The sequence below is a fragment of the Nostoc sp. UIC 10630 genome (genome assembly GCF_010747425.1).
Taxonomy (GTDB): Bacteria; Cyanobacteriota; Cyanobacteriia; order Cyanobacteriales; family Nostocaceae; genus Nostoc.
On sequence record NZ_JAAGOG010000012.1, the window covers coordinates 17100 to 34486 of the forward strand.

1 protein-coding gene and 1 pseudogene are annotated in these 17387 nt (G+C 44.2%); both read left to right on the forward strand.

Features of this window, described 5'->3' with window-relative positions:
- Positions 1-35: 35 nt before the first annotated feature.
- Entirely contained in the window at positions 36-9989 is a 9954-nt protein-coding gene (locus G1O98_RS41060; RefSeq protein ID WP_163927623.1) for a non-ribosomal peptide synthetase, read from the forward strand.
- A pseudogene (locus tag G1O98_RS41065) lies at positions 9986-17362 on the forward strand (amino acid adenylation domain-containing protein); the annotation flags it as partial. The gene G1O98_RS41060 and the pseudogene G1O98_RS41065, both read left to right, overlap by 4 nt.
- Positions 17363-17387 lie beyond the last annotated feature (25 nt).

Sequence of the window (17387 nt, forward strand, 5' to 3'; positions counted from 1 at the left end):
GAATTACGAATTAGGCGAATAGAGGTAATGTTTCTGTGAATATCGCACAATTGGTCGTTGATCTTAGTAAACAGGGTGTAAAGTTGTGGGTTGAAGGTGAGCAGTTGCGTGTTAATGCTCCAAAAGGGGTATTGACACTAGAAACTCGTGACTTATTAACTAAAAATAAAGCAGAACTTATCTTCTTGCTGCACGAGAAAAATGCGGACAGCGATACAGATTTCCCCCCGATCAAAGCCGAGCGTCCTCAGAACTTACCTCTGTCTTTTGCCCAAGAACGACTCTGGTTATTAAACCAGTTGGAACCAGATAACCCCTCCTATAATGAACAAGCCGCTTTAAAACTTCACGGTAAATTAAACGTCGTGGCGCTAGAGCAAAGCCTCAACAAAATTATCGATCGCCACGAAGCTTTACGTACTAACTTCCGCACCATCAACGAGCAGCCAGTCCAGGTAATTACTGACAGCTTAAACTTAAATGTGCCAATAGTAGACTTATCAGAATTACCTGAAAGTGAAAGAGAAATCGCTTGCCAACAATTAGCCACAACTGAAGCTAATCGACCCTTTGACCTTGCTAGTTCTCCTTTAATCCGAGCTTCTGTGGTTAAACTCACAGAAGTAGAACACGCTTTGGTACTAACAATACACCACATTGTAGTGGATGGTTGGTCAATAGGCGTATTGATGCGCGAGTTAGCAACCATTTACTCAGCCTTCTGCAATAACTTGTCCCCACAGCTACCTGAGCTACCAATTCAGTATGCCGACTTTGCGATTTGGCAACGGCAATGGTTGCAAACAGAAGTACTCCAAACACAGCTTGATTACTGGAAGCAACTACTCAAAAACGCTCCTACCTTACTAGAATTACCCACAGACAGACCAAGACCAGCGATTCAAACTTTTCGGGGCGAAATTCAATATGGAAAATTTTCAGTTGAACTGAGTGAAGCGATCGCTAATTTCACTAGGCAAGAGGGAGCCACTCTATTCATGACGCTGTTTGCGGCTTATGTCACCTTGCTTTATCGCTATACAGACTCCGATGACATTGTAGTGGGTACGCCCATTGCTAACCGCGATCGCTTGGAACTTGAAGGGTTAATTGGCTTTTTTGTCAACACTTTAGTGCTACGTACCGATTTGTCGGGCAACCCCAGTTTTCAGCAATTGCTAAGTCGAGTGCGGCAACTGACACTGCAAGCTTACGCTCATCCAGACCTGCCCTTTGAGGAGTTGGTAAAAGCATTGCAGCCACAACGCGACCTCAGCCATACACCACTGTTTCAGGTGATGTTTGTCCTCCAGAATGCGCCCATATCTGAAATAGAGCTTGCTGGCTTAACTATCAGTTCCTTGCCAGCCCAAAGCGCAACTGCCAAGTTTGATTTAACTTTATCAATGCAGAATACTGCAACTGGATTGGTGAGTGTGTGGGAGTACAATGCTGACTTGTTTGATGCCAGCACAATCGAGCGGATGAGGGGGCATTTCCAAACATTGCTCGAAGGAATTGTTGCTAATCCTCAAAAGCAGATTTCACAATTGCCTCTGCTAACAGAAATTGAGCAACAGCAGTTATTACTAAAGTGGAATGATACAGGGGTAGATTATCCCCAAGATAAATGTATTCATCTGTTATTTGAGGAGCAGGTTGAACTTACTCCCGATGCTGTAGCAGTGGTGTATGAAAATCAACATCTTACATACCACGAATTAAACTGTCGCGCTAACCAGTTGGCGCACTACCTCAAGTCTTTGGGTGTAAAAGCCGATGTGCTAGTGGGTATTTGTGTCGAGCGTTCCTTAGAAATGGTGGTGGGACTGCTAGGGATTCTGAAGGCGGGTGGCGCTTATTTGCCACTTGCTTCAGACTATCCTACCGAGCGTTTGCGCTTGATGTTAGAAGATGCTCAAGTTTCGGTGTTGCTGACTCAGCAGAAACTCATTGACAGATTACCTGAACATACTGCACAGCGTGTTTGTTTAGATGCTGACTGGCAGGTTATTTCTCAGTTAAGTCAGGATAATTTAATACCTGAGACACAAGCAACTAATTTGGCTTATGTGATTTACACCTCTGGTTCTACAGGTCAACCCAAGGGAGTGCTGATTGCCCATCAAGGATTGCTAAATTTGGTGTTCTGGCATCAACGTACTTTTAAAATCACGACCTTAGACAAAGCTACTCAGCTAGCAGGAACAGCATTTGATGCTGCTGTATGGGAGTTGTGGCCTTACCTGACCGCAGGAGCAAGTATCTATTTAGTCAAACCTGAAATTCTTCTATCCCCAGTAGATTTGCAAGATTGGTTGGAATCGAAAAAGATCACTATCAGTTTTCTGCCAACACCAATGGCAGAGCAATTATTGTCTCTGGAATGGCCAGAAAGTACAACTTTGCGAACTATGCTAACTGGGGGGGATAAGCTTCATCGATATCCATCAGGTTTACTCCCTTTCCAGGTAGTGAATAATTATGGCCCAACTGAAAATACTGTTGTCTCAACTTCAGGACTAGTAGTTTCTAATGGCCGGGATAATAATATCTCACCACCCATCGGTCGCCCTATAGCCAATGTTGAAATCTATATATTGGACTCTTATTTACAGCCAGTACCTGTAGGTGTACCAGGAGAATTGCATATTGGTGGTGCAGGATTAGCAAGAGGCTACCTTAACCGCCCACAATTGACACAAGAGAAATTTATCTCTAACCCCTTCAAAAGAAGCAGAGGAGCAGGGGAGCAGAGGAGCAGAGGGGAAACCTTTAATTCTAATCGGCTCTACAAAACAGGGGATTTAGCCCGCTATTTACCAGATGGCACAATTGAATACCTGGGACGAATTGACAATCAAGTAAAAATACGTGGTTTCCGCATCGAGTTGAGCGAAATTGAAGCAGTATTGAGCCAACATAGTGATGTGCAGTTATCTTGTGTCATCGCCCGTGAGGATACTCCTGGTGATAAACGTTTAGTCGCCTACGTGGTAGCACATCAGGATTGTAAACCCGCAATCAGCGAACTACGGCAAATCCTCAAAGCAAAGTTGCCAGACTACATGGTGCCAAGTGCTTTTGTAATCTTGAAATCCTTACCCCTGACTCCAAATGGCAAAGTAGACCGCCGCGCCCTACCAAAACCAGACTTAGACACCACAATACTAGAAAAATATGTCGCCCCACGCACACCCATTGAGGAGATGCTGGCACTCCTTTGGGCGCAAGTGCTGAAACTAGAGCTTGTAGGCATATATGATAATTTCTTTGAACTTGGAGGACACTCACTACTAGCAACACAACTGGTTTCACGTATCCGCACCTGGTTCAAAGTGGAACTACCATTGCGTGAATTGTTTGCCTCAGCAACAGTTGTCGAATTGGCGCAATCGATTGGGCGATTGCAGCAACAGGACTTAGAACTTTCTACACCATTCATCACACAAAGGGCAGAGAATGCTCAATTACTACTGTCTTATGCTCAACAGCGTCTGTGGTTTTTAGACCAGTTCGAGCCTAACAGTGCCTTATACAACATCCCTTTAGCTTTACGTCTAGTCGGAACTCTTAATCAAGTTGCCCTAGAACAGAGCTTGCATGAAATTATTGCTCGCCACGAAGCATTACGCACCAATTTTGTAACCGTTAATGGAAAACCTTCTCAAATTATTCAAACACAAACGAATTGGACAGTTTCAGTTGTTGGCTTAAAACATTTATCAACAACTGAACAAGAAATCGCTACACAGCAATTAGTGCGACAACAAGCTATTGAGCCTTTTGACCTGGCAAATCAAGTATTAGTTAGGGCGACATTACTAGTGCTGTCCGAGACAGAACACATCTTGTTAGTGTGTATGCACCATATTGTCTCTGATGGCTGGTCAATGGGTGTGTTTCTTCAAGAACTAGCAGCACTGTACAACGCTTACTCTCAAGCTCAACCGTCTCTACGAGACGCTACGCGTAGCTTGCTTCCCCGAAGGGGTACACCTTTAGCACCACTGCCGATTCAGTATGCAGATTTTGCACTGTGGCAAAGACAATGGTTGCAAGGAGGCGTATTACAAAGCCAACTGAATTACTGGCAACAGCAACTCAAAGATGCACCAGCCTTGTTGTCCCTACCCACAGACCGACCAAGACCTGCTGTGCAGACTTTCGCTGGCGCACATCAAGAGTTTGCACTCTCACAGAAGCTCACTCAAGGATTGATACAACTAAGTCAAAAGCAAGGAGTAACCTTGTTTATGACGCTGTTGGCAGCTTATGATACTCTGCTTTATCGCTACACAGGTACAGAAGACATTTTGGTGGGATCTCCCATTGCCAACCGCGATCGCAGTGAGATAGAAGGGTTGATTGGCTTTTTTGTCAACACCTTAGTGATGCGTACTAACTTGGCAGGTAATCCGAGCTTTAGTGAATTACTGACTCGTGTTCGAGAAATGGCAATGGAGGCATACACTTATCAAAATTTGCCTTTTGAAATGCTGGTGGAAGCATTGCAACCACAAAGAGACCTCAGTCATACACCATTGTTCCAAGTCATGTTTGCACTTCAGAATGTGCCTTTGTCTGGAGTAGAGTTGGTTGGGTTACGTGTCACTCCATTGATGCCAGAAAGCAGAACTGCCAAGTTTGATTTAAATTTATTCATGCAGAATACTGCTGATGGACTGGTGGGTGTATGGGAATATAACACTGACTTATTTGATGCCAGCACAATTGAGCGCATGACGGGCCATTTTGTGGCATTGCTTGAAGGTATTATTGCTAACCCAGAACAGCAAATCTCACAATTGCCCCTGCTGACAGAAGTTGAACAGCATCAATTATTAGTGGAGTGGAACGATACAGGAGTAGATTATCCACAAGATTTGTGCATCTATCAGTTATTTGAGGAGCAAGTTCAGCGCACCCCCGATGCTGTAGCGGTTATATTTGAAAACCAACAACTTACTTATTACCAATTAAACTGTCGCGCTAACCAGTTGGCAAATTACTTGCAGTCTTTGGGAGTGTCCGCAGATGTGCTGGTGGGTATTTGTGTGGAGCGCTCCATAGAAATGGTTGTGGGATTACTGGGCATCCTCAAGGCGGGTGGGGCTTATGTGCCACTTGACCCAGACTATCCCCAACAACGTTTGAGTTTCATATTAGATGATGCGGCGCTGCCAGTGTTGTTAACTCAGCAATCATTATTGGAATCTTTGCCAGAGCATACCGCACAGGTAGTATGTTTGGATAGCGATCGCCAACTCATTGAGCAACACAGTCGAGAAAATCCACTCACTGGCAGCAAACCAGAAAACTTGGCTTATGTAATTTATACTTCAGGTTCCACAGGCCAGCCAAAAGGAGTTCAAGTTAGCCACAACTGTGTAGTCAACTTTTTAGCTTCCATGAGTCATTGTCCAGGATTAACTGACTCTGATACTTTCTGTGCCGTTACTACCATATCCTTTGACATTGCGGCTTTGGAACTATATCTGCCACTCATAGTAGGAGCAAAGGTAGTAGTAGTTGGGCGTGAAGTCGCCAGTGATGGCGCTAGGCTGTTACTAGAGTTACAGCACTCAAGCACAACGGTGATGCAAGCGACTCCAGCGACTTGGCAAATGCTGGTAGCTTCCGGCTTATCTACTCAACAGTTGGGAATGAAACTCTTGTGTGGGGGAGAAGCCTTACCACCTCAATTAGCCCATCAATTACTAGAAACTGGTGCCCAAGTATGGAATCTCTATGGGCCGACAGAAACAACAATTTGGTCGAGTATTTGCCAACTTAGGAATGAGTCAACGCAACTAGAAGCTAGAAGTGCGATCGCCTCTGGTGCTGCGCTCCGCGCGATCGCACCCATTGGTCGTCCCATAGCTAACACTCAGTTTTACATTTTAGATTCACACTTACAACCAGTTCCTGTAGGTGTAGCAGGAGAATTGCATATCGGTGGTTTAGGTTTAGCAAAAGGCTACCTCAACCGCCCCCAATTGACACAAGAGAAATTTATCTCTAACCCCTTCAAGAGAAGCAGAGGAGCAGAGGAGCAGGGGAGCAGAGGGGAAACCTTTAATTCTGATCGCCTCTACAAAACAGGGGATTTAGCCCGCTACTTACCAGACGGCAACATCGAATACCTGGGACGAATTGACAATCAAGTAAAAATACGTGGTTTCCGCATTGAGTTGGGAGAAATAGAAGCAGTCCTGAGCCAACATGAGGATGTGCAAGCATCTTGTGTTATTGCTCGTCAAGATAATCCTGGTGATAAACGTTTAGTTGCTTACTTGGTAGCACATCAGGACTGTAAACCCGCAATCAGCGAACTACGGCAATTCCTCAAAGCAAAGTTGCCAGAGTACATGGTGCCAAGTGCTTTTGTCATCTTGGAATCCTTACCCCTGACTCCCAACGGCAAAGTAGACCGCCGCGCCCTACCAAAACCAGACTTAGACACCACAATACTAGAAAAATATGTCGCCCCACGCACACCCATTGAGGAGATGCTGGCACTCCTTTGGGCGCAAGTGCTGAAACTAGAGCTTGTAGGCATATATGATAATTTCTTTGAACTTGGAGGACACTCACTACTAGCAACACAACTGGTTTCACGTATCCGCACCTGGTTCAAAGTGGAACTACCATTGCGTGAATTGTTTACCTCAGCAACAGTTTTTGAATTGGCGCGTTCGATTGAGCAATTTCAGCAACAAGACTTAGAATTAGTTTCTCCACCCATCTTACCAAGGGCAGAGAATGCAGAATTACCACTGTCTTATGCTCAACAGCGTCTTTGGTTTTTAGACCAGTTCGAGCCAAACAGTGCCATATACAACATTCCTATGGCTTTGCGTCTAGTTGGAACACTTAATCAAGTTGCTTTAGAACAAAGCTTGTATGAAATCATTAATCGCCACGAAGCCTTACGCACCAATTTTGTAACCGTTAATGGAAAACCTTCTCAAATTATTCAAACACAAACGAATTGGAAAGTTTCAGTTGTTGGCTTAAAGCATTTATCAACAACTGAACAAGAAATCGCTACACAGCAATTAGCGCAACAACAAGCGATTCAGCCTTTTGATCTGGCAAATCAAGCATTAGTTAGGGCGACATTAGTAGTCCTGTCCGAGACAAAACACATCTTGTTAGTGTGTATGCACCATATTGTCTCTGATGGTTGGTCAATGAGTGTGTTTCTTCAAGAACTGGCAGCACTGTACAACGCTTGTTCTCAAGCTCAAACGTCACCTTTAGCACCACTGCCGATTCAGTATGCAGATTTTGCACTGTGGCAAAGACAATGGTTGCAAGGAGACGTACTGCAAAGCCAACTGAGTTACTGGCAACAGCAACTCAAAGATGCACCAGCCTTGTTGTCCCTACCAACAGATCGACCCAGAGGATCTGTGCAGACTTTCGCGGGTGGACATCAAGAGTTTGCACTCTCAGTTGAGTTAAGCAATAAGCTGACAAAACTGAGCCAGGAGCAAGGTTGTACTCTCTTTATGACGTTGTTGGCAGCGTTTGATACGCTACTTTACCGCTACACAGGTACGGAAGATATTTTGGTGGGTTCGCCAATTGCTAACCGCGATCGCAGTGAGATAGAAGGGTTGATTGGCTTTTTTGTCAATACCTTAGTTATGCGTACCAACTTGGCAGGTAATCCGAGCTTTAGTGAATTACTCACTCGCGTTCGAGAAATGGCAATGGAGGCATACACTTATCAGAATTTGCCTTTTGAAATGCTGGTGGAAGCATTGCAACCACAAAGAGACCTCAGTCATACACCATTGTTCCAAGTGATGTTTGCCCTCCAGAATGTGCCTTTGTCTGAAGTAGAGTTGGCTGGATTGAGTGTCACTCCATTGATGGCAGAAAGCATAACTGCCAAGTTTGATCTTACCTTACTAATGCAGAACACTGGTAATGGACTGGTGGGTGTATGGGAATATAACACTGACTTATTTGATGCCAGCACAATTGAGCGGATGAGTGGGCATTTTGTGACATTGCTCGAAGGAATTGTTGCTAACCCAGAACAGCAAATCTCACAATTGCCCCTGCTGACAGAAGTCGAACAGCATCAATTATTAGTGGAATGGAACGATACTCAGGCAGATTATCCCCTTGATAAGTGCATCCATCAGTTGTTTGAGGAGCAGGTTGATAGCACACCCGATGCAGTAGCAGTTGTATTTGAAAATCAACAACTCACTTACCAGCAGTTGAATAGTCGCGCTAACCAGTTGGCGCACTACCTCAAGTCTTTGGGAGTATCCGCAGACGTGCTTGTGGGTATTTGTGTGGAACGCTCAATAGAAATGGTGGTGGGATTGTTAGGCATTCTTAAGGCGGGTGGGGCTTATGTGCCAATTGACCCGAACTACCCACAAGAGCGGATTCGTTTCATACTGCAAGATTGTGGGGCAAAGGTTTTGCTCACCCATAGTCAACTTAAATTGGGGGCTGGGGATTGGGGATCAGGGACTGGGAATAAAGAAACTTTTCCGCAATCCCCTTCGATACTGTATTTAGATCGCGATAACTTTGCCAACCAATCTACAGAGAACCCCAGTCGGCAAAGTCAACCTGATGATTTAGCTTATGTAATCTACACATCAGGCTCTACAGGGCAACCCAAAGGGGTACAACTACCGCACCGAGGTTTAAGTAATTATTTACATTGGGCTAAAGACTACTACGCAGTAGCACAAGGACAAGGTACGCCTGTGCAGTCTTCTCTGAGCTTTGATGCAACCATTACATCACTGTACCTGCCGCTAATTTGTGGGCGTACCACAATCTTGGTAAGAGAAAAACAAGAGTTGCAGCTTCTAGCAGACATTGTTAAACAAAATAATCATCTATCCCTGGTCAAAATCACACCTTCGCATCTGGAAATCCTGAATCAGCAAATTGAGCCTGAGACCATGCCGAATCGGGTCAATGCCTTTGTTTTAGGCGGTGAGGCATTACACGCTAACCAAATAATTCCCTGGTTGACTCATGCTCCTGATACCCGCTTGATTAACGAATATGGGCCGACAGAAGCGGTTGTCGGGTGTTGTGTCTACGAAGCAACTGGAAAAAGGGATCTGGCGAGTGATTTATTAATCGGACAGCCAATTGCCAATGTACGTATTTACATTTTAGACAACCAAAACCAACTCCTACCTGTCGGCATTCCTGGGGAACTTTGTATTGCAGGTGCTGGTTTAGCCCGTGGCTATCTCAACCGTCCCGAACTCACAGCTGAAAAATTCATCGAACTCGATTTATTTGGTAAAAAAGAACGAATCTACAAAACTGGCGATTTAGCCAGATGGTTGCCTGATGGTAATCTTGAATACCTGGGACGCATTGACAACCAAATAAAAATTCGCGGTTTCCGCATCGAGTTGGGAGAAATTGAGGCATTACTCAACCAACATGATGATGTGCAGGCATCTGTAGTCACTGCCCGTGAAGATACCCCAGGTGATAAACGCTTAGTTGCCTACGTGGTTCTGCATCAGCACTGTACACCTACAATCAATGAACTACGGCAATTTCTGAAAGCAAAGCTACCAGACTACATGGTGCCAAACGCTTTTGTGATGTTGGAATCAATGCCACTCACTCCCAACGGCAAAGTAGACCGTCGCGCCCTACCTGCACCAGATTTACATAGTGAAGGCACAGAAAAATATGTAGCCCCGCGCACTCCGATTGAAGAAATACTGGCACAAATTTGGTCACAAGTGCTGAAAGTAGAGCAAGTAGGCATACACGATAACTTCTTTGAACTTGGGGGACACTCGCTACTAGCAACACAAGTACTTTCACGCATCCGCGATCGCTTTAAAGTCCAACTCCCTTTACACGAATTGTTTAATGCCCCGACCATCGTTGAATTAGCGCCATTAATCGGCAAGTTACAGCAACAAAACTTAGACCTAACTGTTCCACGCATTCTACCAAGGAGCAAAAGATGATGACTGAAGAATTACCCCTATCTTATGCTCAACAGCGTTTGTGGTTTTTAGACCAGTTAGAGCCGAACAGTGCTATATACAACATCCCTTTAGCTTTGCGTCTAGTGGGAAATCTCAATCGGGCTGCCTTAGAACAAAGCTTTCAAGAAATTATCGATCGCCATGAAGCGTTACGCACTAATTTCATTACGGTTGATGGAAAACCTTCTCAAATTATTCAAACACAAATTAATTGGACAGTTTCAGTTGTTGAGTGCGAACATCTGCCACCAAGCCAACAAGAAATCACTACACAGCAACTGGTGCAACAACAAGCGATTCAGCCTTTTGACTTGGCAGAGGGAGCATTAATCAGAGCGACATTAATTGTGCTGTCTAAGACAGAACACATATTGTTACTGTGTATGCACCATATTGTCTCTGATGCCTGGTCATTGGGTGTATTTGTCCAAGAACTAGCAGCACTATACAACGCTTATTCTCAAGGGGAACCGTCACCTTTAACACCACTGCCGATTCAGTACGCAGATTTTGGCATTTGGCAAAGAGAGTGGTTGCAAGGAGAGGTACTACAAAATCAAATCTCGTACTGGCAACAACAGCTAAAAGATGCACCAGCCTTGTTGTCCCTACCTACAGACCGACCAAGACCTGCTGTACAGACTTTCGCTGGCGCAATTCAAGAGTTTGCCCTCTCAGTTGAGTTAAGTAATCAGCTGACACAACTGAGCCAGAAACAAGGGGTGACTTTGTTCATGACGTTATTGGCAGCCTTTGATACCCTACTTTACCGCTACACAGGACAATTAGACATTTTGGTAGGGTCTGCGATCGCAAACCGCGAACACAGCGAAATTGAAGGGTTAATTGGCTTTTTTGTCAATACTTTAGTGTTGCGTACTGACTTATCAGGCAACCCCAGTTTTAGCGAATTACTCTCTCGCGTTCGGCAAATAGCTCTAGGAGCATACTCTCATCAAGAGTTGCCATTTGAAATGCTAGTTGAGGCATTACAACCAGAACGGGATCTCAGCCATCCACCACTATTCCAGGTGATGTTTGTACTTCAGAATACGCCCATGTCTGGAGTAGAACTTGCTGGCTTAACTATCAGTTCTTTGCCACCCCAAAGCACAATTGCTAAGTTTGATTTAACTTTATCAATGCACAACTCAGCTGCTGGACTAGTGGGGATATGGGAATATAACACTGACTTATTTGATGCCAGCACAATTGAGCGGATGAGTGGGCATTTTGTGACATTACTCTCAGGTATTATTGCTAACCCAGAGGAACGGATTTCGCAATTGCCTTTGCTGTCACAGACAGAGCAACAGCAGTTATTAGTTGAATGGAACGATACTCAAGCAGATTATCCTGTTGATAAGTGTATTCATCAGTTGTTTGAGGAGCAGGTAGAGCTTACACCTGATGCTATAGCTGTAGTATTTGAAAATCAACAACTGACTTACCGCCAATTGAATTGTTGCGCTAATCATTTAGCTCATTACTTGCAGTCTTTGGGTATAAAACCAGATACGCTGGTGGGTATTTGTGTGGAACGCTCAATAGAAATGGTAGTGGGACTGTTGGGGATTCTCAAGGCAGGCGGAGCATACCTACCACTTGATCCAGAGTATCCTACTGAGCGTTTGGCTTTCATGTTAGAAGATGCTCAAGTTTCTATACTGTTGACTCAACAGCGACTTCTTGAAAGACTTCCTGAGCATCAAGCAAAACTTATCTGTTTAGATGAAACCTGGGAACAAATTGCCCAAAATAATCAAGATAATCCAACAACTGAAGTCAAAGCTTTTCATCTAGCTAATCTGATTTACACTTCTGGTTCAACAGGTAAACCTAAAGGTGTGATGGTTGAGCATAAGGGATTATGCAACCTAGCTCAAGCTCAGATTCAAACTTTTGGCTTGACTTCGGATAGTCGCGTTCTCCAGTTTGCCTCCTTCAGTTTTGATGCTTCCATCTCAGAAATTTTGATGGCTTTGGGTTCAGGTGCAACGCTGTATCTGGGAACAAAAGACTCTCTACTACCAGGGAAGCCATTAATTGAGCAATTGAGCGATCGCAGCATTACCCATATCACCCTACCACCATCGGCGTTAGCAGTTATGCCTGGGTCGGAACTGTCGGCACTGCAAACAATAATTGTAGCGGGAGAAGCAAGTTCAGCTGAATTAATCAGACAATGGTCTACTGGCAGAAACTTCTTCAATGCCTACGGACCAACAGAAGCTAGTGTCTGTGCCACAATCGCAAAATGCACTGAAGATGACAATAAAATATCTATTGGTAAGGCGATCGCTAACGTCCAGGTTTATATTTTAGATGAATATCTGCAACCAGTACCGATTGGTGTAGCAGGTGAATTGCATATTGGTGGTTTGGGGTTGGCACGAGGCTACCTTAATCGTCCAGAGTTGACAAAAGAAAAATTTATTCCCAACCCGTTTAGGGGAGCAGGAGAGCAGGGGGGCAGAGGAGCAGGGGAGCAGAGGAGCAGAGGAGCAGAAATTCTTCCTAATCCCCAATTCCCAGTCCCCAGTCCCCGACTTTATAAAACCGGAGATTTAGCACGCTATTTACCAGATGGCAATATTGAATACCTGGGACGCATCGACAATCAGGTAAAAATTCGGGGCTTCCGTATCGAGTTGGGAGAAATTGAAGAATTACTGAACCAACATAGCGATGTGCAGGCAGCTTGTGTTATTGCTCGTAAAGATCATCCAGGTGATAAACGCTTAGTCGCCTACGTGGTAGGACATAAACAGCATCCACCTACAATCAGCCAGTTGCGATCGTTTCTTTCTAGTCAACTGCCACAATACATGATACCTCATGCTTTTGTGATGCTAGAGTCTTTACCTCTGACTCCCAACGGCAAGGTAGACCGTCGCGCATTGAAAGCGCCAGACTCTCGTGAGGGACTGGAAATAAGTTTTGTCGCCCCGCGTAGCCCAATTGAAGAAATCCTGACGCAAATTTGGACACAAGCACTGAAAGTAGACCAAGTAGGCATATATGACAACTTCTTTGAACTTGGGGGACACTCACTGCTAGCAACGCAATTAGTTTCACGTATCCGCAACATTTTCAAAGTGGAACTACCATTGCGTGAGTTCTTTGCCAGAACAACAGTTGCCGAATTAGCGCGTTCGATTGAGCAATTGCAGCAACAAGACTTAGAATTGGTTTCTCCACCCATCTTACCAAGGGTAAAGAATGCAGAATTACCACTGTCTTATGCTCAACAGCGTTTTTGGTTTTTAGACCAGTTCGAGCCGAACAATGCCATATACAACATTCCTATGGCTTTGCGTCTAGTCGGAACACTTAATCAAGTTGCCTTAGAACAAAGCTTGTATGAAATTATTAATCGCCACGAAGCCTTACGCACCAACTTTGTGATAGTTGATGGCAAACCTTCTCAACTTATTCAAACACAAACGAATTGGACAGTTTCAGTTGTTGACTTGAAGCATTTATCAACAACTGAACAAGAAATTGCTACACAGCAATTAGCGCAACAACAAGCTAATCAACCGTTTGACTTAACAAACCAAGCATTAGTTAGGGCAACATTAATTGTGCTGTCCGAGACAGAACACGTTTTGAGTGTATGTATGCACCATATTGTCTCTGATGCCTGGTCAATGGGTGTGTTTATCCAAGAACTAGCAGCACTGTACAACGCTTACTCTCAAGGTGAACTGTTACCTTTAACACCACTTTCGATTCAGTACGCAGATTTTGCCATTTGGCAAAGAAATTGGTTGCAAGGGGAGGTACTGCAAACTCAAATCTCGTACTGGCAACAACAACTAAAAGCTGCACCAGCCTTGTTGTCCCTACCAACAGATCGACCCAGAGGATCTGTGCAGACTTTCGCTGGTGGACATCAAGAGTTTGCACTCTCAGTTGAGTTAAGCAATAAGCTGACAAAATTGAGCCAGGAGCAAGGTTGTACTCTCTTTATGACGTTGTTGGCAGCGTTTGATACGCTGCTTTACCGCTACACAGGTACGGAAGATATTTTGGTGGGATCTCCCATTGCAAACCGTAATCGTAATGAAATTGAAGGGTTAATTGGCTTTTTTGTCAATACTTTAGTGTTACGTACTGACTTATCAGGCGATCGCAGCTTTAACGAATTACTTGGTCGCGTTCGATTGATGGCAATAGATGCTTATGCTCATCAGGACTTACCTTTTGAAATGCTAGTAGAAGTATTGCAGCCAGAACGCGATCTCAGCCATACACCACTTTTCCAAGTCATGTTTGCCCTCCAGAATGTGCCTATGTCTGAGATAGAGCTTACTGATTTAACTATCAGTTCTTTGCCAGTAGAAAGCGCAACTGCCAAGTTTGATTTGTTTTTATCAATACAGAACACTGGTAATGGACTGGCGGGTGTATGGGAATATAACACTGACTTATTTGATGCCAGCACAATTGAACGGATGACTGGACATTTTGTGACATTGCTCTCTGGAATTGTTGCTAACCCAGAGGAGCGGATTTCGCAATTGCCTCTGCTGTCACAGACAGAGCAACAGCAGTTATTAGTTGAATGGAACAATACTCTGACGGATTATCCCCGTGATAAATCTATCCATCAGTTGTTTGAGGAACAAGTTGAGCGTACACCCAATGCAGTGGCGGTGGAGTTTGTAGACGAGCGCAGCGAGGCTTCTCGGAGAGTAAATCAACAACTCACTTACCAGCAGTTAAACTGCCGTGCTAACCAGTTGGCGCACTACCTGAAGTCTTTAGGAGTATCCGCAGATGTGCTGGTAGGCATTTGTGTAGAGCGATCGCTACAGATGGTAGTAGGACTACTTGGCATTCTCAAAGCTGGTGGAGCTTATGTGCCACTCGATCCAAACTACCCTCAAGAGCGTTTGGCTTTCATGTTAGAAGATGCTCAAGTTTCAGTGTTGCTAACCCAACATTCACTCCTCGACAGATTACCTCAGCATCAAGCAAGCCAAGTCTTTTTGGATACTGACTGGCAGATGATTTCTCAGTTGAGTCAGGACAATCTTATCTCTGGTGTACAAACTAATAACTTAGCTTATGTAATTTATACCTCTGGTTCTACAGGTAAGCCTAAAGGTGTAGCCTTGAATCAGCTTGCTCTTTGCAATCTGATTCTGTGGCAACTGCAAAATAATACAATTTCCACTGGAGCAAAAACGCTGCAATTTGCTCCTATTAGCTTTGATGTCTCCTTCCAAGAAATATTTACTACCTGGTTTTCGGGAGGCACATTGTTCTTAATTACGGAGGAATTGCGCCGAGATACCTCAGCTTTGTTAGGTTTTCTCCAACAAAAAGCAATTGAGAGACTGTTTGTTCCCTTTGTTGCTTTACAGCAACTAGCTGAAGTTGCTATTGGTGGTGAATTAGTTAATAGTCATCTGCGGGAAATCATTACTGCTGGGGAACAGTTGCAGATGACTCCCGCGATTTCTCAATGGTTAAGCAAATTAAATGATTGTACTTTGCACAATCATTACGGGCCATCGGAAAGCCATGTAATTATCACTTTTACTCTAAATAACTCAGTAGAGACTTGGCCGCTACTGCCTCCGATTGGTCGTCCCATTGCTAACACGCAAATTTACATCCTGGATAAGTACCTACAGCCTGTACCCGTGGATGTAGCAGGAGAATTGCACATTGGTGGTGTCTCTTTGGCGCGAGGCTATCTCAATCGACCAGAGTTAACACAACAGAGATTTATCCCCAATCCCTTTAGCACTGACCCTGATTCACGCCTCTACAAAACAGGGGATTTAGCCCGCTATTTACCAGATGGCAACATCGAATACCTGGGACGTATTGACAATCAGGTTAAGGTGCGAGGCTTCCGCATTGAATTGGGAGAAGTTGAAGCAGTACTGAGCCAGCATGGAGATGTGGAGGGATGTTGTATCATTGCCCGCGAAGACACTCCGGGGGATAAACGCCTAGTTGCTTACGTGGTAGCACATCAGCACTGTATACCCACAATCAGCGAACTGCGGCAATTCATGAAAGCAAAGCTACCAGAATACATGGTGCCAAGCACTTTTGTGATGTTGGAAGAGATGCCACTCACTCCTAGCGGCAAAGTAGACCGCCGTGCATTGCCTGCACCGGATTTACACAGCAGTAATTCAGACAAATATGTTGCTCCACGCAACCAAGTAGAACTGGAACTAACGCAAATCTGGTCAAGAATTTTGAAAGTTGACAAGGTGGGAGTAAAAGATAACTTCTTTGACCTCGGTGGTCACTCTCTTTTAACTCCTTACTTAATGGCTCAAATTAAAAAGCAGTTTGGTAAAGATATTGCGATCGCCAGCCTTTACCAAAATCCAACTATTGAACAATTGGCAACTATTGTACCATTCGATTCAGATTCTAAGAGTGGATCTCCCTTGGTAATACTTCAGGCGCACGGTTCTAAGCCACCTTTGTTTTGTCTTCCAGGGGCTGCGGGCTATCCCTTTTACTTGTATGATTTAGCCCGTTGTCTGGGTTCAGACCAACCATTTTACAGTTTCCAAGCAATTGCTCCTGGTGAAGCAGGAGAACTAATTACCCAAGTTGAGGATGTAGCCGCCCGTTATATTCAAGAACTCTTAGTTGTTCAACCACAGGGGCCGTATTTTTTAGCAGGGCATTCTTTTGGCGGTAAATTAGCCTTTGAAATGGCGCAGCAGTTACTTCGTAAAGGTCATAAGGTTGCTTTAGTTGCCATTCTTGATACTACAGCACCATTTCATCAGAAAAATCTATCAGCTTTTGATTTGGATAATACTAAATGGTTGGCTGAATTAGCAGACACAATCGAAGTTGTTTATGGGAAAAAGATGGATTGTTCTGTTGATACTCTTCAATCTATGGTTTGGGAAGATCAGCTTAAATACGTTCTAGAAAGGTTAAAAAATGCTGATATCTTACCTCCTGACGATGAAATTACGCAGCTTAATAATATGGTGCAACTGCTCAAAGCTAACGCTGTAGTGAATTATGTACCACAAGAGATTTATCCAACCAAAATTACTCTCTTACGCGCCAAGGAGAATATCGTCAAGGTTGATGAATCTAATGGTGAAGTACTTTCTGATATTTTGCAAGATTTGCACTGGGGCTGGAGGAAGTTTTCTGCCGAACCAGTGGATGTCCATTTTGTCCCAGGTAATCATGTGACGATGATGAATCTGCCCCACGTTCAGGTCTTAGCGGAACAGTTGAAAGCTTGTATTGAGCAAGCAGAAGAAGTTAGAGGTGATGGATATAAACCTGAGAGGATGTCTGAAAAGTTTTTTTTGTATACACCTAACCCTTCGAGATCCCCCTAAATCCCCCTTAAAAAGGGGGACTTTA